This window comes from Nocardia sp. 852002-20019_SCH5090214, assembly GCF_001665865.1.
GTDB lineage: Bacteria > Actinomycetota > Actinomycetes > Mycobacteriales > Mycobacteriaceae > Nocardia > Nocardia nova.
The window spans coordinates 39,433-63,367 of the sequence record NZ_LZMK01000211.1 but is presented as its reverse complement, the minus strand read 5'-3'; the positions used below and the strand labels follow the sequence as shown (position 1 = coordinate 63,367).

The following is a 23,935-nucleotide window of genomic DNA, read 5'->3' as shown; positions in this document are numbered from 1 at the left end:
GGTTCTCGATCCGGCGCAGGGTGAAGTGGTTGGCGCCGGTGCGGGCCACGACATTGCGGCCGTTGTGCGGGAACACGGCGTAATTGTCGGTGGCGTTCCTCGAGAAACCCTGTGAACTCGCTCGGAGTCCGGTCCGGCCGGGCGGCCGGGGCAGATGGGGTCGAAGTCCGGCGCCGCGCGAGCCCCGCGCGGGCACAATGGGGAATATGGCCGAAATCGTGCTGTTGCGCGGGGATATCACCGAACAAGACGTGGACGCTGTGGTCAATGCCGCCAACTCCGGGCTGCTGGGTGGCGGTGGGGTCGACGGTGCGATCCACCGCCGCGGCGGACCCGACATCCTCGCCGCCTGCAAGCAGTTGCGGGCGACGACCTATCCCGACGGCCTGCCCACCGGGGCGGCCGTGGCGACGACGGCCGGCAACCTTCCCGCCCGCTGGGTGATCCACACCGTCGGCCCGGTCTGGGCGGCGAAACACGACCGCTCCGCCCTGCTGGCCTCCTGCTACCGCGAATCCCTGCGTGTCGCAGAGGAATTGGGAGCCCGCACGATCGCCTTCCCGGCGATCTCCACCGGCGTGTACGGCTGGCCTCTCGACGACGGCGCCCGGATCGCCCTCGACACCGTCCGGGCGGCGCGTACCGGCGCCGCCGAGATCCGTTTCGTCCTGTTCGGCGCGACCGCGCATCGGGTGTTCGAGTCCGCGCTGGCCGCACTGGAATAGCCGGCTTCGTCGCTCCGCGGTGCGGGGTCGCGGCGTCCCGGCTCCGTGTCGGTGGCCGCCGGTGCGGGGGCTCTCGGTTAGACTTCGAACAATTGTTCGCGAATCGACAGGGGTGCATTTCGTGCGGGTGATGGGTGTCGACCCCGGGCTCACCCGGTGCGGCCTGAGCATCGTCGAGGGCGGTCTGGGGCGGCAGGTCACCGCGCTCGACGTCGACGTCGTGCGGACACCGGCCGATATGGACCTCGCGCAGCGGCTGCTGGGCGTCGCCGACGCCGCCGAGCACTGGATGGACACCCATCGGCCCGAGGCGGTCGCGATCGAGCGGGTCTTCTCCCAGCACAACGTCCGCACCGCGATGGGCACCGCACAGGCCGGCGGGGTGATCGCGCTGGCCGCCGCGCGGCGCGGCATACCCGTCGCCTTCCACACTCCGAGCCAGGTCAAAGCGGCGGTGACCGGCAACGGTTCCGCGGACAAGGCTCAGGTGACGGCGATGGTGACCCGCATTTTAGGCTTGCAGACGGCGCCGAAACCGGCCGACGCGGCCGACGCCCTGGCGCTGGCGATCTGCCACTGCTGGCGGGCGCCGATGCTGGAGCGGATGGCGAAGGCGGAGGCCCAGGCCGAACAGGCGCGGCGCAGATACGCCGAAAGGCTTGCCCAGCAACGAAAGGCGGTGACCAGGTGATCGCGTCGGTGCGCGGTGAGGTGCTCGAGATCGGGCTCGACCACGCGGTGCTGGAGGCTGCGGGCGTCGGATACCGGCTCAACGCCACCCCCTCCACGCTGGCCGGTCTCACCCGCGGCGACGAGGCCCGCCTCTACACCGCGATGATCGTGCGCGAGGATTCGATGACGCTGTACGGCTTTGCCGATACCGAGGCGCGCGATCTGTTCGGGCTGCTGCAAACCGTCTCCGGTGTCGGTCCCCGGCTGGCGATGGCGGTGCTGGCGGTGCTCGAGCCCGAGGCGCTGCGAAAAGCGTTGGCGGAGAGCAACGTCGCCGCACTGACCCGCGTACCGGGCATCGGTAAACGCGGGGCCGAGCGCATGGTGGTCGAATTGCGCGACAAGGTGAATCTGGTTCCCGTGCAGTCCGCCCCGCCCGGCGCGGCGCCCACCCCGGTCGTCACCCCGGTGCGTGATCAGGTCGTGGAGGCGTTGACCGGTCTCGGGTTCCCGGTGAAGCAGGCCGAGCCCGCCGTCGACGGTGTCCTCGCCGAACAGCCCGAACTGGGTACCTCGCAGGCCCTGCGGGCCGCACTGGCGATCCTCGGCCGGAATCGGTGACGCCGATGCACGACGACGAATTCCCTTCCGGCAGTGACGGTATCGCTCCCGGCACCGACGATGTCGACACCGGTGCGGACGGCGGCGAATCCGCGGTCACCGCGAACTACCTGACCTCCGACGGCGACATCGAGGCCGGCCTGCGCCCGAAATCCCTGGACGACTTCATCGGGCAGCCCCGGGTGCGCGAGCAGCTGGCTCTGGTCCTGCGCGGTGCGACCCAGCGCGGCGGCACCCCCGACCACGTCCTGCTGTCCGGCCCGCCCGGGCTCGGCAAGACCAGTATGGCGATGATCATCGCCGCCGAACTCGGTACCGCGCTGCGCATCACGTCCGGACCGGCTCTGGAACGCGCCGGTGACCTGGCCGCGATGCTGAGCAATCTCGTCGAGGGCGACGTGCTGTTCATCGACGAGATCCACCGCATGGCCCGCCCGGCCGAGGAGATGCTGTACCTGGCGATGGAGGATTTCCGGGTCGACGTCGTGGTCGGCAAGGGACCGGGAGCGACCTCGATCCCCTTGGAGATCGCGCCGTTCACCCTGGTCGGCGCCACCACGCGCTCGGGCGCGCTGACCGGCCCGCTGCGCGACCGCTTCGGCTTCACCGGCCATATGGACTTCTACGAGCCCGAGGAACTGCAGCGCATTCTGCAGCGTTCGGCGGCGATCCTCGGCGTGCGCATCGAATCCGATGCGGCGGCAGAGATCGCCGGCCGCTCCCGGGGTACACCTCGCATCGCCAACCGGCTGCTGCGCCGGGTCCGCGACTATGCCGAGGTACGGGCCGACGGCCTGGTCACCCGGGACATCGCCAAGGCCGCGCTGGCGGTCTACGACGTGGATTCGCTGGGATTGGACCGGCTCGACCGCGCCGTCCTGGGCGCGCTGGTCCGCGGCTTCGGCGGCGGCCCGGTCGGTGTGTCGACGCTGGCGGTGGCCGTGGGGGAGGAGGCTGCCACCGTCGAGGAGGTGTGCGAACCGTTCCTGGTTCGCGCCGGTATGGTCGCGCGCACCCCGCGCGGGCGGGTCGCCACCGCCGCCGCCTGGGAGCATCTGGGCCTGGTGCCGCCGCCGGATCTGGTTTTCGGATCCATCGAGGTCCGAGGCCGCGAAGTTCAGCCCACCCTCGACCTGTTCGACTGATCGCGTCCGGCCCGCCAGTTCGATCGCGTCAGCTCACCAGCGCCGCGACCGCATCCACGAAGGCATCCACCTCGCCGCGATGGTAGGCCCGGACCCCTGCCGCGGCGGTGCCGAATGCGGGGCGGATCGCCGCCGCGTCCCATCCCGTCGCGGCCTGTGCCAGTAGCGCGGCGACGCGCTCGCGGAACGCGTCGACCTCGTCGGCGACATATCCGCTCCGGCCCAGCGGCGGCGCCGAAAACCGCAGCCGGGAAACATATTCCGGCGACGGCGGCCACGCCACCTGCGGCCGTGCCGGGCCGTAGCGCGCGGATTCCAGCGCCACGCAGGCGCGATCGAGAAATGCGTCCACCTCGTCGCGGTCGTAATCGCGGCGGCCGGGAGCGGCCAGGCCGAATTCGTGTCCGCGAATGGCGGCCGCGCTCACAATGGCCCGGCCCGCGAAGGCATCGGCGAGGGCGGCGCAGAACGCGTCGACCTCGGCGGGGTCGTAGCCGCGGTGCCCGATCGGGGCCCGGCCGAAACGGATCCCTCGCACATACTCCGGCGTCACCCGCACATTGTTACAACACCGCTCAGCCGGCGCGCACCCCGTCGATCAACAATCGCGGAATCGCCTGGGCCAGTCCGGCGGTCGACTCCGGATCGGGATCGCGCAGGCCGTGCACGATGGCCGCGAGCAGCATGCCGGTCACCGCCTTGGCCGTATTGGCGGCGTCGAGGTCGGCCCGCAGATAGCCCAATTCCACACCGTGCTCGAGATATCCGGTGGTCAGCGCGTCGGCGGTGTCGAGCAGGCCGTAGAGCCGCATCGTCAACTCCGGATCGATGCCGGTCGCCTGGAACAGCAGCAACTGCGCGACCCGACGGTCTTCGAGGAAGATCCGGTGCAGCGCGACGCCGATGCGGTCCAGCTGACGCCGGTAATCGGCGAGCGAGGTCGCCGCGTCGGGCGCGTTCTCCGTTCCGAGCGCCTCGATGATCCGCGCGGCGAGATCGTCGATCACGTGGTCGATGATGTCGCGCTTGTTCTCGAAGTAGCGATAGAACGTCCCGTGCCCGATTCCGAGGGCCGTGGCGATATCGGCGATTCCGGTGGCGTGATAGCCCTTGTCGGCGAAGCAGGCGAAGGCGGTGTCGATGATCTGTTGCCGCAGTTCGGCCTTGCGTCGCTCCAGATGTGTGGATGGCTTCGGCACGGACCCGATGATACGGTGTTCCGAAACGGAATGATGTGTCATTCCGTATCAGATACGTCAGGTAACAGGGAGGTTCGGCGTGGCACCTCAGTACGACGCCGTGGTGGTCGGTGCGGGATTCGGCGGTATGGGGGCCGGAATTCAGCTGGATCGTCTCGGTCTGAAGAATTTCCTGATCCTCGAGCGTGAGGACGGCCTGGGCGGGACCTGGCACGTCAATCACTACCCGGGCCTGGCCGTCGATATCGCCTCGGTGACCTACTCGTATTCGTTCGAACCGAATCCGCACTGGTCGCGGCTGTTCGCCCCGGGCGCCGAGCTCAAGAAGTACGCCGAGCACATCGCGGACAAATACGACCTGCGCCGCCGGATGCGGTTCAACCAGGTCGTCGGCGGCGCTCGCTGGGATTCCGAACACGCGCACTGGGTGGTGTCGGTCGAGGGTGGTGAAACCCTCACCGCGCGCTATCTGCTCACCGCGACCGGATTCCTGTCCCAGCCCTACACCCCGCCGTTCCCGGGCATCGACAGCTTCGCCGGCAAGATCATCCACACCACCGCCTGGGAGGACGATTTCGATCTGACCGGCCGGCGCGCCGCCGTCATCGGCACCGGCGCCACCGCCGTACAGCTCGTGCCGGAGGCCGCGAAGAAGGTCGCGGAACTGACCGTCTTCCAGCGCACGCCGATCTGGGTCGTACCCAAGGTCGACACCGCCATTCCGAAGCGCGTTCAACGGCTGTTCGAGAAGGTGCCGCTGACCCAGAAGGCGGCGCGACTGGTCAACACCGGCGCTCTGGAACTGCTGATGGTCTCCGGTGTCCTGCACTACAAGCAGGCCAAACTCGGCAACAAGGGCGCCGCACTGCTGGCGAAGGCGCATCTGCGCGCGCAGGTGCGCGACAAGGAGACCCGCGACAAGCTGACGCCGCACTACGACTTCGGCTGCAAGCGGCCCACCTTCTCCAACACCTACTTCAAGACCTTCAACGAACCGCACGTGCGGCTCGAGACCAATGCGATCGACCATGTCGAGGCCGACGGCATCGTGACCGCGGACGGGCACAAGACCGAGATCGACACGCTGATCCTCGCGACCGGCTTCAATCTCTGGGAGGTGAACTTCCCGGCCGTCGAGATCATCGGACGCGACGGGGTGAATCTCGGAAAGTTTTGGCGCGACAACCGATTCCAGGCCTACGAGGGCATCACGGTGCCGAAGTTCCCGAACTTCTTCAGCCTCAACAGCCCCTACTCCTACAGCGGTCTGTCCTACTTCACCACCATCGAGGCGCAGATGAAGCACATGGACCGGCTGCTGCGCGAGGCTCGCCGGCGCGGTGAGGAGGTCTTCGAGGTGCGGGAAGAGGCCAACGCGCGCTTCCTGGACTACGTGACCGAGAAGCTCGGCTCGTCGGTCTTCTACGCCGGGAGTTGCTCGACGGCCCGCAGCTACTACTTCAACCAGCACGGCGAGGCCGCGCTGCTGCGCCCGAACAGCACGATCACCACCCACCGCGAAGCGGTGAACTTCCCGCTCGACGACTACGTCTACGGCGCGCCCGCCGCCTGAGGCACCGCTGCGGCGGGGTTCGCGCCGGTGTGGCGCACCTCGCCGCGCGCACCGCGGGTGTGGCGATATTCCAGGTTGCTGGCAGACTGTGTGGGTACAGCCCATCCAACCCACCAAACTAGGACCGACTACGACGATGGCGAACCTGCTGTTTCCGCTGCTACTGGTAGTTCTGCTCGTACCGATGTTTCTCGGTGTCCGCCGCCAGAAGCGCGAAGCGCAGAAGGTCGCCGATATGCAGGAGAGCGTGAAGGTCGGTGACCAGGTCACCACCACCTCCGGCCTCTACGGCACCGTGGTCGACCTCGACGAGGAGACCGTCGACCTGGAGATCGCCGAGGATGTGGTGACCACCTGGCTGCGCGCCGCCATTCGCGATGTGCGCCCCGGTGGCGACACCGCCGACTCCGCCGAGGCGGCTTCCGACACCGAGGAGTCCGGCGACGGGGCGATCGCCGCCCCCGCAGCGGAGACTGCCGGCACCAACGGGACGAACGGTTCGGCTTCCGCGAACGGCTCGGCGGCCAACGGATCGGCCTCGGCCTCCGGTGTGGAGGAATCCGTCGAGGACACCGCAGCCCGGCTGCGCAAAGACTGACCCGCTTCCGCCGTCGCAGCGCTCCGCCGCCGCGACGGCGGTGCGGCGTGTCCGTGGGCCCGCGTTCGCCGGTGCTCCGTGCTCGCAGGTCATGCCGCAATTCCGGCCGCCACCCTCACCGCCTAGGAGATATGTACTGTGCCACCTTCCAAGGGAACGGGGCATCCGCTGCGGCTGCTCGGCGTCTACGCCGTGCTGCTCGCGGTGATCTACGCGTTGGTGTTCTTCACCGGTGACAAGTCGCCGGAACCCAAACTGGGAATCGACCTGCAGGGTGGAACCCAGGTCACGCTGACCCCGCGCACGCCCGACGGCGGTAAGCCGAGCAAGGACAGCCTCAAGCAGGCCCAGCAGATCATCGAATCCCGGGTCAACGGCCTCGGTGTGGCCGGTTCCGAGGTGGTGATCGACGGCAACAACCTGGTCATCACCGTGCCCGGCAGCGACGGGCAGCAGGCGAAGTCGCTGGCCACCACGGCCAAGCTGTACATCCGCCCGGTGGTCGGACAGCCACTCCCGGTCGGGCCCGACGGCAAGGTCCAGACCGGTGGCGAGCCCGCTCCCGGCGCGGAGCAGCCCGGCACCCCGCCCGCCAACCCCCCGGCGCCGGCTCCGGGGGCGGGCCAGCAGGCACCCGCACCGGGTGCGTCGCCCGGTACCGAGTCGAAGCCGTCGAACGAATCCGGCACCTCCTCGGGGACGGCCTCTTCGGGTGAGACGTCCGGCACCGGCGAATCCTCGGGCACGACCGCGCAGAACCGGGTCTTCCCGGCTCCGGCGCAGGCTCCGACGACGCCGGCTCCGGCACCCTCTCCGGAGCCCGGTGCGCCGAATCCGGCGCTGACGCCGCAGCAACAGGCCAAGCAGGAGATCGACGCGGCGCGTGCGCTGCGGCAGAGCACCGACCCGCAGGTCCAGCAGCTGGCGGCCCAGCAACTGGACTGCCACAAGCCCGACCCGCTGGCCGGTAACGACGATCCGAAGCTGCCGCTGGTGACCTGCTCGTCGGACGGCAACGCGGTGTACCTGCTGGCCCCGATGCGCATCGACGGCCAGGACATCAAGGATGCGAGTTCGTCGCTGAACCAGCAGTCGCAGTGGGCGGTCGATCTGACGTTCAAGAACGCCGACGCGTGGGCCGATCTCACCAAGGAATACCTGCAGAAGCAGGTGGCCTTCACCCTCGACTCGAAGGTGATCAGCGCGCCCGTCGTGCAGCAGGGGCCGCAGCTCGGCGGTACGACCCAGATCACCGGCCAGTTCAACGCCTCCACCGCCAAGGAACTCGCCAACTCGCTGAAGTACGGCTCGCTGCCGCTGTCGTTCGAGGTCTCGGAAGCCTCCACGGTGTCGGCGACGCTCGGCCTGGCCTCGCTGCACGCCGGTCTGATCGCCGGTGCGATCGGTTTGGTCGCGGTGCTGCTGTACTGCCTGCTCTACTACCGGATGCTCGGCTTCCTGGCCGGGTTCTCGCTGGTGGCCTCGGGTGTGGCGGTATACGGGATCATCGTGCTGCTCGGCAGGTGGATCAACTTCACCCTCGACCTGGCCGGTATCGCCGGTCTGATCATCGGTATCGGTATGACCGCGGACTCGTTCGTGGTGTTCTTCGAACGCATCAAGGACGAGATGCGCGAGGGCCGCAGTTTCCGCTCGGCCGTCCCGCGCGGCTGGGCTCGCGCGCAGCGCACCAACCTCTCGGGTAAGACCGTCAGCCTCATCGCCTCGGTGGTGCTCTACATCCTGGCGGCCGGGCAGGTGAAGGGCTTCGCGTTCACCCTCGGCCTCACCACCGTGCTCGACGTGGTGGTGCTCTACCTGGTGACCTCGCCGCTGATGATGCTGGCCTCGCGCTCGCCGTTCTGGGCGAAGCCGTCGGTCAACGGTCTGGGCGCGGTGCAGCAGATCGCGCGGGAGCGTAAGGCGGCGGGCACACTCGTAGGGACGGGGTCACGATGAGCGACAATCGCAGTCAGGTGTTGGAGGAACCGATCGTGGACGAGTCGCTGCCCGCCGGGGAAGCGCCGAAGCACGGATTCTTCGAACGCCTCTACACCGGTACCGGCGGCTTCCGGATCGTCGGCCGGCGCAAGCTGTACTACGGCATCGCCGCCGTGCTGGTCCTGATCGCGGTGCTGAGTATCGCGGTGCGCGGCTTCACCCTCGGCATCGATTTCGCCGGTGGTACGAAGATCCAGATCCCGGCGACCAGCGGTATGACCACGACCTCGGTCGAGGACACCTACTCCCAAGCCCTGGGACACAGCCCGGTCACCGTGCAGAAGGTCGGATCCGGTTCCTCGGCCTCCTTCGAGATCCGTTCCGAGACACTGGATTCCGCGCAGCAGGACAAGATCGCGGACGCGCTGTTCACGAAGTACCACCCGAAGGATTCCAGCGGTACGGCCAGCCGCAGCGTCATCAGCGTCACCGAGATCAGCGAGACCTGGGGTGGGCAGATCACCCGCAAGGCGATCATCGCGCTGGTGGTGTTCGTCCTGTTGACGATGGTCTACATCGCCATTCGATTCGAACGCGATATGTCGATCGCCGCCATCGCCTCGCTGTTCTTCAACCTGATCGTCACCGCCGGCATCTATTCGATCGTCGGCTTCGAGGTGACGCCCGCCGCGGTGATCGGTCTGCTGACCATCCTGGGCTACGTGCTCTACGACAACGTCGTGGTGTTCGACAAGGTCGAGGAGAACACCCGCGGTGTTCTGCATCTGACTCGGCGCACCTACGGTGAACAGGCCAATCTCGCCGCCAACCAGACGCTGATGCGCTCGATCAACACCACGGTGATCGGCATTCTGCCCATCGTCGGCATGCTGGTGATCGCGGTCTGGCTGCTCGGTGTGGGCACGCTGAAGGACCTCGCGCTGGTGCAGCTGGTCGGCATGATCGTCGGCGCCTACTCGTCGATCTTCTTCGCCGTGCCGCTGCTGGTGTCGATCAAGGAACGCTTCGGCCCGGTGGCCGCGCACACCCGTAAGGTGCTCGCCAAGCGCGCCGCCGGCGATACCGGCCGCACGGGTGAGGCGCTGGGTCGTCGCACCTCCGGTGCCCCGGTCGCGACCCGCACCCGCGACAGCGGTTCCGCCGCACCGAGACCCGGTGCCCGGCCCACCGGGAAGCGGCACAAGAGAACCCACTGATGAGGCGAAGGGGGTCGGATCGCGTGCGGCGGACGCTCCGGCGGACATTCGGTGTGATCGCGGCCGGGGCACTGCTCACCGGGGTGATCGCGGGTTGTTCGAGCAAGAACCAGGTGCCATCCATCGGATATGCCGTCGACGCGGTGCCGGCCACCTACAACGGCGGGAGTTCGGCCGGTGTCGCGGGCGGCTCCGCGGCGCTGTTCGCCCGCGTGCTGACCGGGTTCTACTACACCGGTCCGGACGGCCAGCCCGTCGCCGACACCGATGTCGGCACCGCGAACGAGGTGGCCGGCGAGGCGCAGACCATCCGGTACCGGCTCAACCGCGACGCGGTCTATTCCGACGGCGTACCCACCTCGTGCGATGATCTCGTGCTCGAATGGGCCGCGCGCAGTGGGCGATTCACCAAACCGGGCCCGGGCGGCGCGATTCCGCTGTTCGACGCCGCCTCCACCACCGGCTACTCCGATATCGAGCGGGTCGAATGCCAGCCCGGATCCAAGGACGCCACCGTGGTGTTCCGGCCCGATCATCACTTCCTGGCGTGGCGGACGCTGTTCAACGCCGGGGATCTGATGCCGTCCCATATCGCGGCCAAGGCCGCGGGTGTGCCGAATGTGGTGGCGGCGGTGCAGTCCGGCGACCAGGCCGCATTGGACCGGCTGGCGCAGTTCTGGAATACCGGCTGGAATCTGAAATCCGGTGACATCAACGCCGACCTGCTGCCGTCGTCGGGGCCGTATCGCATCGAGTCCTACAGCGACGGTGACGGTTTGGTGCTGGTCAAGAACGACAAGTGGTGGGGCAACAAGCCCGCCACTCCCCGAATCGTGGTGTGGCCCAAGAACGCCGACCTGAAGAAGAAGATCTCCGACAACTCCGTCGAGGTGGTCGACATCGGCGCAGGCTCGGTGAAAGATCTGGGCCTGAACAAGTTTTCGGTGAATCAGGAACCGGGCCGCGGCGCCGAGCAGTTGGTGCTGTCCACCGCGGGCGTCTTCGCCTCCGCCGATGCCCGGCGCGCGTTCGCACTGTGCGTCCCGCGGCAGGCGTTGTTCGACACGCTGGGACATCCGGGTTTCGACAACAAGTCCGGCCTGGGATCCGGCCCCCTCGATTCCCGGACGGTCCAGGCCGATTCGGTGTACTACCCGGCGATCACGGGTCCGGCGGACAAATACCGCGCGGGCGACGCGCCGGGCGCGCAGCGCGCCCTGTCCGCGGCCGGGGTGGCCAATCCGACGATCCGGATCGGCTATCGCAGTCCCGACGACCGTCGTGCGCGCACGGTGGCGATGATCGCGGATGCCTGCAAGGCGGCGGGCGTGACCGTCGTCGACGCCGGTGCGGCGGACTTCACGCCCGCGGAACTGGGCGCCGGCAAGGTGGACGCCGTACTCGGTGGCACCGCGGCCGCCGTGGGCCCCGCCGGTTCCCTGCCGGGGATCGAGGCGACCGCAGCGTTGCGCACCGGCCAGGGCGCGAATTTCGGGCGGTTCGGCAACGGGCGTTACGATGCGATCGCGGATCAGCTTGCGGCGGACGACAATTCGGTGACGGTGTTGAATCTGGACACCGAGGCCGAGAATCTGCTGTGGAACGAGATGCCGTCGATCCCGCTGTTCAACACGCCTCGGACCGTAGCGTTCGGGAAAGGGCTGGAGAACGGGGTCGCGAGCCCCACCAAGGCCGGTGCGGGCTGGAATATGGACCGCTGGGTGTTGCGGCGGTGAGCGTCCTCGGACGCTGGATGAGGGAGCGGGTGTAGATGAGTAAGCACACGATGGTGGAAACGGCCGAAACCGCGGAGGAGAAGGTTGCGCGGACCGCCGAGGTGGTCGGGCGACTGACGCGCTGGCACGACGATTTTCCCACCCCCGGTGTGCGTTTCGCGGATCTGACCCCGGTATTCGCCGATGCCGAAGGCTTCCACGCGGTGATCGAATGCCTGGCCGCCTGTGCTCCCGACGCCGATCTGGTGGCCGGCGTGGACGCGCGCGGGTTCCTGCTGGGCGCGGGTGTGGCGGCGCTGCTGGGGACCGGGGTCGTGGCCGTGCGCAAGGGGGGCAAGCTGCCGCCACCGGTGCTCTCGCGTGAGTACACCCTCGAATACGGCTCCGCCGCACTGGAAATTCCGGCCGACGGCATCGACCTCGGTGGCCGCAAGGTGCTGCTGCTCGACGATGTCCTCGCCACCGGCGGCACGCTGGCCGCCGCGGCGGAACTGTTCCGCAGTGCCGGGGCGCAGGTGGTCGCGACCGCGGTGGTACTCGAGATCGGCGACCTCGGCGGGCGCGCTCGCCAGGGCGAATACCCGCTGACTTCGATCGTGCAGGTGTAAATCGCGTGTCGGTTGTGGGGCCCGCGCGGGGGTCGTTATGCTGACGTGCGGCAAGGGGGCCCGGATGAACGACCGACGGACGATCGCATGAACGAGTACCGCAGTGCGCGCGACAATGCCGGAGCAGGAGGCGCCGACCGGTGGTGGCGATGAGCCGTAGTCGGCGTACCCGAATCGGGGCCGCTCTGGCGGGCGCGGTGGGCGTGGCGTTCATCGTCGGCGCCGCGACCGCCGCGGCTACTCCTTCGGTGGCGCTGCGCGGCGGCGCCACCGTCACGGCCCGGGTCACGGGGGAGAAGGCCGGGCAAACCTGCCGGATCACCGGCTCGGATATCGATATGCCCTGGCGTACGGTCGGTTCGGACGGCTCGGTGGAGCTGGACAGCGGACCGGTCTCGTCCGGACGCCACAGCGCTCGCGTCGTCTGCCGAGATCCGCGCACGGGCGCGGCCTCACAGCATGCGGTGGGTAAGGAAGAGGACGTCTTCACCGGGCATTGGGCCCCGGCCTTCGAATTCCTGCACCATCACCGGATGGAGTTCCTTACCCCGCACGAGCCCTGAGCTGGTTCGACCCCGGGCTGATCGAACACCGAGTCGATCCGCTTCCGGCGCCACTAGATCCGCGCCAGCAGCCGGGCGATGATCCCGGTCACCACGAGCCAGAACACCGCTGCCAGACCGTAGTTGATGATGATGTCCCAATCTCGGGAGCCGGTGTTGAACAGGCCCGGGAAGAACAGCGCCAGCGGTTCGGCCAACCCCTTGATGAAGGTGAAGAACCGGTTGGTCTGGTTGGCGTCGAAGACCTGCAGCAGGATGTAGACGATTTCGATCAGAGCGAGCACACCGCCGATCGTGCTGACGATCGCCGCCAGCCCACCCGTGCGGTTCGTGCCATAGGTTCTATATCTGTACATGCCGGCCGGATACCCGCCTGACGGCGTTGAACGCAGCCGATTTTGTCCAGAGGTCTGAACTTCTACAAATGTGAGCGCTGCTCTTGACAGGGGTGCGCCCGTGGGCGATGATTGAGTCATCGAAGAGAGCAGCGCTCACAAAAGCGAGGAGTAGTCATGAACGCCACCCGGTACATAGCGCCCACCGGCATCGACCCGATCATGAACCGGATGTTCAACGCCCTGCCGAAATGGGGCATCAGCGTGATGGGTTCCCGGCTGCTTGCCGTGCGCGGTCGCACCTCCGGGGAGTGGCGGACCACGATGGTCAACGTCCTGCAGGATGCGGACGGAACCCGGTATCTGGTCGCTCCTCGCGGTCGTACCCAGTGGGTCCGCAATATCCGCGTCGCCGGCGGCGGAGAGTTGCGGCTCGGGCGCAAGACCGAGGTGTTCACGGTGACCGAGGTCGCCGATGCCGACAAGGTACCCGTGCTGCGGCTGTACCTGAAGAAGTGGGGCTGGGAGGTCGGCAAATTCTTCGAGGGCGTGACCGCAAACGCCACCGACGCCGAACTCGCCGCCATCGCGCCGGGCTTCCCGGTCTTCCGAATCAACTGAGCCGCAACGGCTTCCGTCGCCGGTGACGCGTATCACCGGCGACATGATCTTGCGGCCCGCCTTTCGGTCCGCTAAAGTTGCCGAGTCTTGTTTCCGTTGATCGGAGTTCTGCCGTTGCTCTTCTGAGGTAGCCATCGCGTGGCCCGCATATCTGCGCGCCATTCCCGCCGCCCTCAGGAGCACGCATATGTCTATTTCGACTATTTCTCTGTCCGATCTCACCTTCGTATGGCCCGACGGCACCCCTGTGTTCGACGGTCTCGACGCGGTGCTCGGACCCGGCCACGTCGGTGTGGTGGGCAGTAACGGAGCCGGAAAATCCACGCTGTTGCGCCTGGTCACCGGGGAATTGCGCCCGGTGCGTGGTTCGGTGACGGTGGCGGGGCGGCTCGGATATCTGCGCCAGGATCTCGGCTTGGCCGCGGGACAGCGCGTCGACGCCGTACTCGGCATCGGCGAGGTGCGCGCCGCGCTGCATCGCATCGAATCCGGCGCCGGAACCGAGGCCGATTTCGAGCAGGTCGGAAACCGCTGGGATGTCGAGGAATCGGCGATCGCGCTGCTCGGCCGGCTGGGCCTGAACTACCTCGCCGACGATGTCGCGCAGCTGGATCGGCGCCTGGACACCCTGTCCGGCGGGGAGACGGTACTGCTCGGACTGGTGGCCGAACTGCTGCGCGAACCCGATGTGCTGTTGCTCGACGAACCCACCAACAATCTGGATTCCGCTGCGCGGCAACGCCTTTACGACGTGGTCGAGGGATTCTCCGGCACCGTGCTCACCGTCAGCCACGACCGCGAACTGTTGCGGCGGGTCACCACCGTCGCCGAACTGCGGCGCGGTGAGATCCGCACCTTCGGCGGGAATTTCGACGATTACGAGCAGATCATCGAGGCCGAGCAAGAAGCCGCGCGCGCGGCGATCCGCGATGCCCGCAGCGATGTGCGTAAACAGTCGCGCGAACTGGTGGAGGCCAGGATCAAACTGGACCGGCGCCAGCGCTACGGGCAGAAGATGTGGGACACCAAACGCGAGCCGAAGATCGTGATGGCCGAGCGCAAACGCCAGGCGCAGGTGTCGGCGGGCAAACTGCGCAACAACCACATCGCGAAAGTGGAGGAGGCCAGATCGACCCTGGAGCAGGCCCAGGAACTGCTGCGCGACGATCGGGAGATCCGCGTCGACCTGCCGGGAACCAGGCTCTATCCCGGCCAGGACGTGGTGACGATGGAACAGGTGCGGCTGGCCAACGGACCGGTGGTCACGCTGCGGGTGAACGGTCCCGAACGCATCGCCCTCACCGGGCGCAACGGCGCCGGCAAGACGACCCTGCTGCACCGTCTCGTCGAGGAACCGCCGAAGGTGCCGTGGCGGCTGCTGCCGCAGCGACTCGACATCTTCGACGAGCGGCTGTCGGTCTTCGACAACGTCTCCGCGGCGGCGCCACACGCCGGCGCCGAGCAGATCCGCGCACAACTGGCGCGGTTCCTGTTCCGCGGCGCCGACGCCGATGTCGCGGCCGGGGCGCTGTCGGGCGGCGAGCGGTTGCGGGCCGCGCTGGCGATGCTGCTGCTCGCCGAACCGGCGCCGAAACTGCTGCTGCTCGACGAGCCCACCAACAACCTCGACCTGCCCAGTCTCCGCCACCTCGCCGAGGCGCTGACCAGCTTCGAGGGTGCGCTGATCGTAGTCAGCCACGACCCGCGCTTCCTCGATGAGATCGGCATCACGCGCCGCCTCGAATTGACCCCGGACGGGTTGGTGGATGAATCGGGCTCCGGAACCGGTTGAACGAACGGGGTGCGTCGGGCCGGACCGGTGCGCCTTGGGGAAAACTCCTACTAAAGTGGGTGTTCTGGGCTGTTGAAGCGGTCGGCTAGGGTGTGGCGATCGAGGCGTGAGAGGTGGTGGCATGACTCAGCATCTGGAGAAGGCGAATGCCGGGAATTCGGCAGCTGGTGATGCCGCGCCGGCTGCCGCACCGGCGGCTCCGCCGGCCACCCCCGCCGCGCCGCGTCCGGCGGCGTCGAAGTCGGGCGCCGACCGGAGCGGGCAGCCCGCGGCGCCCTCGCCGCGGAACATGCCGATGAAGCAGCCGGGTACGTCGGCGGCGGTGCCGAGTTCGGCCTCGCGCCGGGTGCGGGCCCGGCTGGCCCGCCGGATGACCGGGCAGCGGGGTATCGCCGCGGTCAAGCCGGTGCTGGAGCCGCTGGCGACCGTGCACCGGGAGCTGTATCCCAAGGCGAATCTGCAGTTGCTGCAGCGCGCCTTCGACGTGGCCGACGAGAAGCATTCGCATCAGTTCCGCAAGTCGGGCGACCCGTACATCACCCACCCACTGGCGGTGGCCAACATCCTCGCCGAACTGGGGATGGACACCACCACGCTGGTGGCCGCTCTGCTGCACGACACCGTCGAGGACACCGGCTATTCGCTGGACGAGCTGACCGCGGATTTCGGATCCGAGGTGGCGCATCTGGTCGACGGCGTGACCAAGCTGGACAAGGTCAACCTCGGCGCGGCCGCGGAGGCCGAGACGATCCGCAAGATGATCATCGCGATGGCCCGCGATCCCCGGGTGCTGGTGATCAAGGTCGCCGACCGGCTGCACAATATGCGCACCATGCGCTTCCTGCCGCCGGAGAAGCAGGCGAAGAAGGCGCGCGAAACGCTGGAAGTCATTGCGCCACTGGCGCATCGGCTCGGTATGGCCACGGTCAAATGGGAGCTCGAGGATCTGGCGTTCGCGATCCTGCACCCCAAGAAGTACGACGAGATCGTGCGGCTGGTCGCCGACCGCGCACCGTCGCGCGACACCTACCTGGCGCGGGTGCGGGCCGAGATCGTGAACACGCTGGCGGCGAGCCGCATCAACGCCATCGTCGAGGGCCGGCCCAAGCACTACTGGTCGATCTATCAGAAGATGATCGTCAAGGGTAAGGATTTCGACGACATCCACGACCTGGTCGGCATCCGGATCCTGTGCGACGAGGTGCGCGACTGCTACGCCGCCGTCGGCGTGGTGCATTCGCTGTGGCAGCCGATGGCGGGCCGGTTCAAGGACTACATCGCCCAGCCGCGCTACGGCGTCTACCAGTCGCTGCACACCACCGTGGTGGGCCCGGACGGCAAACCGCTGGAGGTGCAGATCCGTACCCAGGACATGCATCGCACCGCCGAATTCGGTATCGCCGCGCACTGGCGCTACAAGGAGACCAAGGGCAAACATTCCGGCGACGTCGCCGAGGTCGACGATATGGCCTGGATGCGGCAGCTGCTGGACTGGCAGCGGGAGGCGGCGGATCCGGCCGAGTTCCTGGAGTCGCTGCGGTTCGACCTGAAATCCCCGGAGATCTTCGTGTTCACGCCGAAGGGCGATGTGATCACGCTGCCGCAGGAGTCGACTCCCGTCGACTTCGCCTACGCGGTCCATACCGAGGTGGGCCATCGCTGCATCGGCGCGCGCGTCAACGGGCGGTTGGTGGCGCTGGAACGGCAGCTGGAGAACGGTGAGGTCGTGGAGATCTTCACCTCGAAGGCGCAGAACGCCGGTCCCAGCCGGGACTGGCAGAACTTCGTGGTGTCGCCGCGGGCGAAGGCCAAGATCCGGCAGTGGTTCGCCAAGGAACGCCGCGAGGAGGCGCTCGAGGCCGGTAAGGAGCAGATCTCCAAGGAGGTCCGCCGCTCCGGTCTGCCGCTGCAGCGGCTGATGAGCGTGGACGCGATGTCCGCATTGGCGCACGAACTGCACTATGCCGACATCTCCGCGCTGTACGCGGCGGTGGGCGAGAACCAGGTCTCGGCGCACCACGTCGTGCAACGCCTGATGGCGCAGCTCGGCGGCGTCGGCGACGTGGAAAACGAACTGGCCGAACGGAGTACGCCGTCGACGCTGCCGGCGCGGCAGCGCACCATCGGCGATGCCGGGGTCGAGATCCCCGGCGCTCCCGGTACGGTCGCGAAGCTGGCCAAATGTTGTACACCGGTGCCGGGCGACGAGATCATGGGCTTCGTGACCCGCGGCGGCGCGGTGAGTGTGCACCGGACCGACTGCACGAACGCGGATTCGCTACGCGCGCAACAGGAACGGATCATCGAGGTCAAATGGGCGCCCTCGCCGTCGTCGGTCTTCCTGGTGGCGATTCAGATCGAGGCGCTGGACCGCACCCGGCTGCTGTCGGATGTGACCAAGGTGCTGGCCGACGAGAAGGTCAACATCCTGTCCGCGTCGGTGATGACCTCCGGTGACCGGGTGGCGATCAGCAAGTTCACCTTCGAGATGGGCGATCCGAAGCATCTGGGTCATCTGCTGAACGTGGTCCGCAATGTGGAGGGAGTCTACGACGTCTACCGGGTGACCTCGGCGGCCTGATCCGCCGGGGGCAGCTCCGCCTGGGCACGCGACAGCTGTACCGCGGCCACGCACATCACCAGCACGGAAGCGATGACGACGATCGTGCCGATCGTGCCGGTCCGCAGTCGCTCGTCGAGCACGGTGAGGCCGAGGAAGGCCGCGCCGAGCGGTTCGGCGACGGTGAAGGCCGGCAGCGAGGCCGACAGCGCCCCGACCTGGTAGCCGCGCTGTTGCAGATAGAGCCCCACGATGCCCGCGGCAACCAGGGTGTACAGCTGCCAACTGATGAGCGCCGTGCCGAGTCCGCGCCCGAACAGATGGATGACGTGCTGGGTGAGCGCGGCGGAGACGCCGAACAGCAGACCGGCCGCGGTTCCCAGCATGAGCGCCTGCAATCCGGTCACCCGGACCACCACCGCCACCACGACCGCGGCGGCGACCACGCCGAGAACCAGCACCAGCGGCCACATCCAGGTCGACCACGGCGCATCGGGGATGCCCTCGGTGGGGTCGCCGACGACGAGGAAACAGGCCAGCGCGGCCGAGAGGGCGATCGCGTGTGCCCACATGACCGGCGAGACCGGGCGGCGGCTGTAGTGCGCGGCCAGCGGCAACGCGAAGACCAGGGCCGTCACCAGGATCGGCTGCACGATCAGGACCGATCCCAGCGCGAGCGCCACCACCTGGAAGATGAAGCCGCCGGCGTCGCCGATGATGCCGGCCCACCAGCGCGGATTGCGAACGAGCTGGGCTACCAGCGCGTCACCGGCCGGCACGTCGGCCGCCGCGCGTTGCTGGGCGACCGCCGACACGGCGAACAGCAGGGCGCCGACGAAGGCGCAGACGACCGCGGCGACGGGAAAGTTGCTCACCCGATCAGTCTGCCGTCCGCGACCGGGTGCCCGGCATCGGGGACCGGTCTGCCGATCCGAGGGGGTGTGGTGACGGCGCTGCGAGACCGCGGAACCGCGATGGCTGTATCGGAATAGGCGGAATGTGCGCTACGGGCGAATGGCAATTGTTCGGCAACACATTTCGGGCCGCTGTCCGCAGTGGCGGCGAGTTGCCCTCCGCTGGGCGCGAATTGCGCATTCGCCGCAAATTTGCCGAGGCTCATACCGACTCTCGGTGCCGGTCGGCCGGTCCGGCCGCGGCGAATCCTTCGCGCAGGTAGGAAGGTTCGCGGGCGGCGATCGAGGATGTGCTCACGCGCCGGCGGGGGCCTGCACTCCGAGCCGGATTCTGTTACGGTTTATTGCGTTTCGGGGCGCGCGCGATGTTCGGCGACAACTCGAATCCACATGATGATCGCCGGACGGGTCGCAGTGGCACTCGACCCTCAGAACTGTTGCAGACAGCGGGTTTAAAGGGGGTCAGATCATGCTGACCGTGCTGACATGCTCGGCGGCGACCGTACCGGTCGCGTCGGGTCCTCATTGCGGATTTCGCGCATCCACATCCGCGCCGGCCCTCGATTCGGCGTTCGAGATACCCCCGTTCACACCCGTTGACCTGCCTGGATGTGGTATTGCCCGAATCTCGGCGGCCTCGGACGGCGCGTCGAGTTCGCCGAATTCGTCGGGTACGGGACAATTTCCGTTCGGGAAGGGCCTCGGTGACGCCGCACCCGGTGGTGTGCCGTTGGCGACGTCCCATGGCGGTACCGCTGACAACAACCACCCGTTCTCCACGAACTGATCGCCGAGAGGGTCCGACGATGCTGCACGACGTGCCCGGCTCCGCGGGGATGAGGGAATGTTGAAGCCGTACAAAGAAGTCCAACGGTGGTTCCCGGCGCTGGAACCCGAACATGCCGTTCCCGCGGCCGCGCCGGGAGAATCCGACGCCGTCGACGACGAGGCGGAACCTGGAGCGGCGCGGTACCCGCACTACATCCGTGACACCGAGCCCGAGCCGTTCGACATTCCGTTCGCCGACGAACCGGCCACCTGGCGCAGCGAATTCGTCGGGGGCTGGACCGACTGGGTCGGCAGCCACGCACCCGGGCCGGACGACGACTACCCGGTCCACGAGGGTGAGGTACTGCGCCTGCCCCGCGACGCCGAGACCGGCGACGGCCGGGCTCGTGGCCGCCGCCGGACCCGCCCGGCCGGTGTCGACGGCGACGATGCGGAGGGATCCGGGGCGCGCTCACCGGGCGACGACGCGGACGAGCGCGACGATGTGGACACTCCCGAGTGGATTCTGCCGCCCCGGCGCGAACACGGCGACGGCGCCGCCGGCCGGATCGTGCGCCGCGCCCCCGGCCCGGCCTCACCGGCCCTGCGCGACTACATCCGCCCGAGCCGGCTGCGGGTCGCGCTCGTCCTCGCGGTAGCCCTGTTATTGCTGGTCGCCGCAGGCGGTTTCGCCCTGTACGTGCTGCGCTCCGGTCACGACGGAAAACAGTCGGTGGCGCCGCTGCCGGCGCGCCCGGCCGTGGGTGACGACGCGCCGATGCTGCGGCTCACCTCGGCGTTCGGCGCCGATTCCGGCCCGCGGGTGGGTTCGGCCGGGCACTGCCCGACCGAACGGTCCGCGCGCGTGGTGCGCGGCGCCGAGGTCGGCGGCACCGATTCCGGGCCGGACGCGATCATGTGGTTCCAGCACGCCTTCTACGTCGAACGCTCGGCCGAGCGTGCGCGCGAGGTGGTGGCGCCGGATGCGGCGGTCTCGCCGGCGCCGGTGATCCAGCGCGGCATCGCATCGGTGCCGCTGGGCACCGACTATTGCGTGCGGGTGGTCACTGTGGACGACAACAGGTATTCGGTGGAGGTGACCGAACGGCGGCCGGGCGCGGCCCCCGCCACCTACGACAAGCAGTTGGTGACCACCGCGGTGGTCGGCGGCCGCACCCTGATCACGGGCATCACGGCCGGGTAAGAGGAGAGCTGAGATGGGACAGGACTGGAGCCGATGGCTCGACGAGACGTCCGACGCGGACGTCGCGGCGGGCTCGCGACCGCGTGGACGGGCGCCGGTGGTCCGGTTACGCAAGGGGCGGCGTGACGACGGCGAGGGCGGCGGCCTGCCGCGTCCGATCCTGGTCGTTGGCGGCTGCGGTGGCGCCGGAACCACCACCACCGCACTGGGACTCGCGGGTGAACTGGGCGCGGAGGCGGCGGCCGTCGCCGTCGACGCCACCGTGGCCGGCAGCGATCTGGCCCTGCGCGGCGCCGACGAACATCTGAGCCCGATCAGTCTGCAGCAGTGGCTGTACGGCCGCGGTGACGACGAACCGGCGCCGCTGAAGGAATGTCTCTCGCAAGCGAGCTCCGGTATCGGCCTGCTGTGGCGCGACGCCTCCCCGTTGCGCCGCCGCGCCACGTATCTGACGGTGGCCCGGGCCGTCGCCGACGCCGGGTACACGCCGGTGTACGACGGCGGCAGCCCGATCGCCGCCCGTCAGCTGCGGCCGCTGCTCGAGGACGCGGAAGTGGCTCTGGTGCTGTCGATTCCGGCGCGTGCCGACGCCGCCAATCGTTTGCGGGTCACGCTGGAATGGCTCGACGACGAATTCGGCGGTCACGCCGAGGGGCAGGGTGGCGACATCGTGGGTGACACCACCATCGTGATCTCACATCAATTGCCCGGCAACAACTCTCGGGTGGCCGACCATCTGCGCGAACACCTCACCGGCTGGGTGCGCGACATCCGTGAGATCCCGTACGACACCCACCTGGCGCGCGGAGAGCTGGTGCGCCACAACGCACTCGATGCCGAAACCCGGAGGGCGTACCGGCGGCTGCTCAGCGGGATGGCATCATGACCGCGGCCATGAAGGAACCTCGCTCTTCCGAAAACCCGCCTGCGGCAGGCGTTGTCGCACCGGCGGAGTCTCGTCGCGCACCCATCTGGGACCGTCCGGTACCGGGCGCCGGACGTGCGCCGCTGGTGTGGTTGCTGGGGGTGCACGGCGGCGCCGGAGCCAGTACCCTCGCGCATGTGCTTGCGCCTGCGGCGGATTCGCACCGGCGCTGGCCCGGTGTGTTCGAACGCGAATCACCTTTCGTGGTGCTGGTCGCCCGCGAGACCATCGCCGGGCTGACCCGCGCCCATGATCTGCTGCGCCAGCACCGGGCCGGGCTCGCGGGGCCGAGCGAGGTGCTGGGCCTGGTGACCGTGGCCGCGCGCCCGGGCCGGATCCCGGCCGAGATCCGGCGCTACCGCGATGTGGTCGGCGCATTGGCCGGGGAGGTGTGGCAGATGCCCTGGATCGAGGAGTGGACGCTGGTCGAACCCGATCAGCTGCCGGTGTGGTCGCCCAGCGACCCGCCGCCACAGCAGCGCAAACGCAAACTCGATCCGCTGCAAGAAGTTCCGCACGAGGTGGACGCGCTGGGAATGAGCATCGTCGACCTCGTGCGGGAGACGGTCGGCGCCGGTTCGCAACAGGAGGAGCAACGATGATCGTGCCCGGACGTTGTGCTGCCGCGAACACGCCGACAGCTGTTTCCGACGGTGTACCTCCGGTACCCGGCTTTGTATTCCGATCACCTATTGAGAAGGACGCTCGATGAGTACCATCCTGGCCGCTGTACACGAGACGTACGGCGTTGTTCTCGCTCAGGTCGGGAATCCGACACCCGAGACGCCGCCGGCCGCCGACAAGCTCATGAAACTGGTGCGCTACTTCACGTGGTTCGTGCTGCTGTCGGGCATCTTGGGCATCACCTACGCCGGTGGCCGCTTCGCCTGGGAGAAGTGGACCGGTGGCGGCCTGGAATCGCCGAAGATGGTGGCGGGCGCCATGATCGGCGGCATCGTCGCCACCAGTGCGGGCACGATCATGAACGCAGTCATCGGATCGTGAGGGGCGCCGCGATCGTGCTGGCCTACAAGCAGATGCCCGCGGACGTGATCGAACCGATCATGCAGCTGATCAACTGGTTACTGTGGTGCGTGCTGTTGCTGTGCCTGGCCTGGATGATCATCTCCGCGGGCCGGCTGTGGTCGGCGATGCGCGACGACATGGCCGTCAACGACGCCTCGCACGGCATCGTGATGAGCCTGCTCGGCGCCATCGTGGCCAGTTCGGCGAGTGCGATCGCATTGACCCTGCTTCCTGCGTGAGCCGGTGACAGATTTCCGTATGCCCGCCGACGACACCACGGCGACAACAACATTCGACGAAACGACATTCGACGACGAACTGCGACGGGAGGTGACGGTATGAGTAACAAGGACACCTACGACGAGCGCAGCGGCGTCTCCTTCGGCGTCATCGTCTCCGCTGCCGTGATCGCCCTGATCGTGATCGTCGGCGTCTTCGTCTACGTCGGCCGCGACACCTCCTCTTCCGGCGCCCGGAAAGCGGATCCGCCGCCCTCGCCCGTCGCGGGCTCGGGCGCGACCGGATTCGCCGGACCCGATACGGATCTGTTCGGCCGGCGAGTCGATATTCCCAACAACCCTGCGGGACAACCGCTTCCGCAGAATTCCGCGCAGCAGCACAGCTCGTCGGATTCGGACTGGCTGACCGCGGCACCCGCCGGCACCACCGAACCGCGCGGCTGGCAGCGGGTCTACGGCGCCTCGGTGCCGTTCTCCACCAGCGACGGTCCGACCCGGATCGACGACAAGGGGCTGGCCGTCGGCTATTCCCACACACCGCAGGGGGCGGCATTGGCGGCGGCGCAGATCACCTATCGGCTCAACGCGCGGCCCGGCGACCGGGATCTGTACGTGCGCCAGGTGCGGGTCTCGGCCCAGCAGATCGCGGCCTACGACAAGGCGCGCGGTGACGGCAAGCTGCCCGATCAGCAGCCGGCGCGGATCACCAAGTACCTTGTCGCACCCGACGCGTTCCAGATCGAGAACTACGCCGACGATATGGCGATCGTGCGGCTGGCCGCCCGCGGGCCGAACAACGACGGCAAACAGGTGTGGGCGGCGATCCGGCTGATCATGGTGTGGGACAACGGGGATTGGCGACTCAAACCCACCGACACCAGAGCCACGCCGAGTGAATACGTCGACACCCTGCAGGGGTGGACCCGATGGTGAGCACAGCGTTTTCGAGAAAG

At 68.2% G+C, this 23,935-nt stretch carries 24 protein-coding genes and 1 pseudogene; 20 read left to right on the top strand and 5 right to left on the bottom strand.

The window, feature by feature from the left end; all coding sequences use genetic code 11:
- Positions 1 to 196, bottom strand: a pseudogene (locus A5780_RS41915) (hypothetical protein); the annotation flags it as partial.
- A gap of 10 nt (positions 197 to 206) precedes the next feature.
- Here A5780_RS41915 and A5780_RS16855 point away from each other — a divergent pair.
- From A5780_RS16855 to ruvB, 4 genes are all read left to right on the top strand, one after another.
- Positions 207 to 725 carry an O-acetyl-ADP-ribose deacetylase gene (locus tag A5780_RS16855; protein ID WP_064908902.1) on the top strand — a complete coding sequence of 173 codons (519 nt, stop codon included), beginning with the start codon at positions 207 to 209 and terminating at the stop codon, positions 723 to 725.
- Positions 726 to 846: 121 nt separating this feature from the next.
- Positions 847 to 1,416: a crossover junction endodeoxyribonuclease RuvC gene (gene ruvC / locus A5780_RS16850; RefSeq protein WP_030513910.1), complete on the top strand. Its 570-nt coding sequence runs from the start codon at positions 847 to 849 to the stop codon at positions 1,414 to 1,416.
- Positions 1,413 to 2,018: a Holliday junction branch migration protein RuvA gene (gene ruvA, locus A5780_RS16845; protein WP_030513911.1), complete on the top strand. Its 606-nt coding sequence runs from the start codon at positions 1,413 to 1,415 to the stop codon at positions 2,016 to 2,018. The genes ruvC and ruvA overlap by 4 nt, the downstream gene beginning before the upstream one ends.
- Positions 2,019 to 2,023: 5 nt before the next feature.
- Positions 2,024 to 3,163: a Holliday junction branch migration DNA helicase RuvB gene (gene ruvB, locus A5780_RS16840; protein WP_231982983.1), complete on the top strand. Its 1,140-nt coding sequence runs from the start codon at positions 2,024 to 2,026 to the stop codon at positions 3,161 to 3,163.
- A gap of 28 nt (positions 3,164 to 3,191) precedes the next feature.
- On the opposite strand, the gene A5780_RS16835 is transcribed toward ruvB, so the two are convergent.
- Entirely contained in the window at positions 3,192 to 3,716 is a 525-nt protein-coding gene (locus A5780_RS16835) for a DivIVA domain-containing protein (RefSeq protein WP_030513913.1), read from the bottom strand.
- A gap of 22 nt (positions 3,717 to 3,738) precedes the next feature.
- On the bottom strand, positions 3,739 to 4,371 hold the full coding sequence (locus A5780_RS16830; RefSeq protein WP_369817498.1) for a TetR/AcrR family transcriptional regulator: 633 nt from the start codon (positions 4,369 to 4,371) through the stop codon (positions 3,739 to 3,741).
- Between the two features lie 70 nt (positions 4,372 to 4,441).
- On the opposite strand from A5780_RS16830, the gene A5780_RS16825 reads away from it, so the two are divergent.
- The 7 genes from A5780_RS16825 (at position 4,442) to A5780_RS16795 (ending at position 12,598) form a co-directional block, all read left to right on the top strand.
- Positions 4,442 to 5,935, top strand: a complete 1,494-nt coding sequence (locus tag A5780_RS16825; protein ID WP_064908899.1) for an NAD(P)/FAD-dependent oxidoreductase — start codon at positions 4,442 to 4,444, stop codon at positions 5,933 to 5,935.
- A 136-nt stretch (positions 5,936 to 6,071) separates the two neighbouring features.
- Complete coding sequence (gene yajC / locus A5780_RS43115; protein WP_063019247.1) at positions 6,072 to 6,533, top strand: preprotein translocase subunit YajC; 462 nt, start codon at positions 6,072 to 6,074, stop codon at positions 6,531 to 6,533.
- A 138-nt stretch (positions 6,534 to 6,671) separates the two neighbouring features.
- Positions 6,672 to 8,492: a protein translocase subunit SecD gene (secD, locus tag A5780_RS16815; RefSeq protein ID WP_064908898.1), complete on the top strand. Its 1,821-nt coding sequence runs from the start codon at positions 6,672 to 6,674 to the stop codon at positions 8,490 to 8,492.
- Complete coding sequence (gene secF / locus A5780_RS16810; protein WP_063019243.1) at positions 8,489 to 9,691, top strand: protein translocase subunit SecF; 1,203 nt, start codon at positions 8,489 to 8,491, stop codon at positions 9,689 to 9,691. Before secD ends, secF begins: the two co-directional genes overlap by 4 nt.
- Positions 9,691 to 11,427, top strand: a complete 1,737-nt coding sequence (locus A5780_RS16805) for an ABC transporter substrate-binding protein (protein ID WP_063019240.1) — start codon at positions 9,691 to 9,693, stop codon at positions 11,425 to 11,427. Before secF ends, A5780_RS16805 begins: the two co-directional genes overlap by 1 nt.
- Before the next feature lie 50 nt (positions 11,428 to 11,477).
- Positions 11,478 to 12,035, top strand: a complete 558-nt coding sequence (locus A5780_RS16800; protein ID WP_369829530.1) for an adenine phosphoribosyltransferase — start codon at positions 11,478 to 11,480, stop codon at positions 12,033 to 12,035.
- A 149-nt stretch (positions 12,036 to 12,184) separates the two neighbouring features.
- Complete coding sequence (locus A5780_RS16795; RefSeq protein ID WP_146098662.1) at positions 12,185 to 12,598, top strand: hypothetical protein; 414 nt, start codon at positions 12,185 to 12,187, stop codon at positions 12,596 to 12,598.
- A gap of 53 nt (positions 12,599 to 12,651) precedes the next feature.
- Here A5780_RS16795 and A5780_RS16790 read toward each other — a convergent pair whose 3' ends face one another.
- Entirely contained in the window at positions 12,652 to 12,954 is a 303-nt protein-coding gene (locus tag A5780_RS16790; protein ID WP_051755453.1) for a hypothetical protein, read from the bottom strand.
- A gap of 156 nt (positions 12,955 to 13,110) precedes the next feature.
- Between A5780_RS16790 and A5780_RS16785 the strand changes: the two genes are divergently transcribed.
- The 3 genes from A5780_RS16785 (at position 13,111) to A5780_RS16775 (ending at position 17,927) form a co-directional block, all read left to right on the top strand.
- Positions 13,111 to 13,554 carry a nitroreductase/quinone reductase family protein gene (locus tag A5780_RS16785; RefSeq protein ID WP_063019237.1) on the top strand — a complete coding sequence of 148 codons (444 nt, stop codon included), beginning with the start codon at positions 13,111 to 13,113 and terminating at the stop codon, positions 13,552 to 13,554.
- Between the two features lie 187 nt (positions 13,555 to 13,741).
- The gene (locus A5780_RS16780; protein WP_064908897.1) at positions 13,742 to 15,346 is read left to right on the top strand and encodes an ABC-F family ATP-binding cassette domain-containing protein; all 1,605 of its coding nucleotides are present in this window, start codon (positions 13,742 to 13,744) and stop codon (positions 15,344 to 15,346) included.
- A gap of 121 nt (positions 15,347 to 15,467) precedes the next feature.
- A complete protein-coding gene (locus A5780_RS16775) occupies positions 15,468 to 17,927 on the top strand; it encodes a bifunctional (p)ppGpp synthetase/guanosine-3',5'-bis(diphosphate) 3'-pyrophosphohydrolase (protein WP_082940433.1) in 2,460 nt (819 codons plus the stop codon).
- Here the strand turns inward: A5780_RS16775 and A5780_RS16770 are convergent.
- A complete protein-coding gene (locus A5780_RS16770; RefSeq protein ID WP_063019479.1) occupies positions 17,903 to 18,781 on the bottom strand; it encodes a DMT family transporter in 879 nt (292 codons plus the stop codon). The genes A5780_RS16775 and A5780_RS16770 overlap by 25 nt on opposite strands.
- An 883-nt stretch (positions 18,782 to 19,664) precedes the next feature.
- On the opposite strand from A5780_RS16770, the gene A5780_RS16765 reads away from it, so the two are divergent.
- The 6 genes from A5780_RS16765 (at position 19,665) to A5780_RS16740 (ending at position 23,915) form a co-directional block, all read left to right on the top strand.
- Positions 19,665 to 20,792: a hypothetical protein gene (locus A5780_RS16765; protein ID WP_064908896.1), complete on the top strand. Its 1,128-nt coding sequence runs from the start codon at positions 19,665 to 19,667 to the stop codon at positions 20,790 to 20,792.
- 13 nt (positions 20,793 to 20,805) lie between these two features.
- Positions 20,806 to 21,678, top strand: a complete 873-nt coding sequence (locus tag A5780_RS16760) for a hypothetical protein (RefSeq protein WP_064908895.1) — start codon at positions 20,806 to 20,808, stop codon at positions 21,676 to 21,678.
- Entirely contained in the window at positions 21,675 to 22,319 is a 645-nt protein-coding gene (locus A5780_RS16755; RefSeq protein WP_030513930.1) for a hypothetical protein, read from the top strand. Before A5780_RS16760 ends, A5780_RS16755 begins: the two co-directional genes overlap by 4 nt.
- Before the next feature lie 106 nt (positions 22,320 to 22,425).
- Positions 22,426 to 22,722, top strand: a complete 297-nt coding sequence (locus A5780_RS16750; protein WP_030513931.1) for a hypothetical protein — start codon at positions 22,426 to 22,428, stop codon at positions 22,720 to 22,722.
- Positions 22,719 to 22,982: a hypothetical protein gene (locus A5780_RS16745; RefSeq protein WP_308248237.1), complete on the top strand. Its 264-nt coding sequence runs from the start codon at positions 22,719 to 22,721 to the stop codon at positions 22,980 to 22,982. Before A5780_RS16750 ends, A5780_RS16745 begins: the two co-directional genes overlap by 4 nt.
- 99 nt (positions 22,983 to 23,081) lie before the next feature.
- On the top strand, positions 23,082 to 23,915 hold the full coding sequence (locus A5780_RS16740) for a hypothetical protein (RefSeq protein WP_064902606.1): 834 nt from the start codon (positions 23,082 to 23,084) through the stop codon (positions 23,913 to 23,915).
- Positions 23,916 to 23,935: the final 20 nt, after the last annotated feature.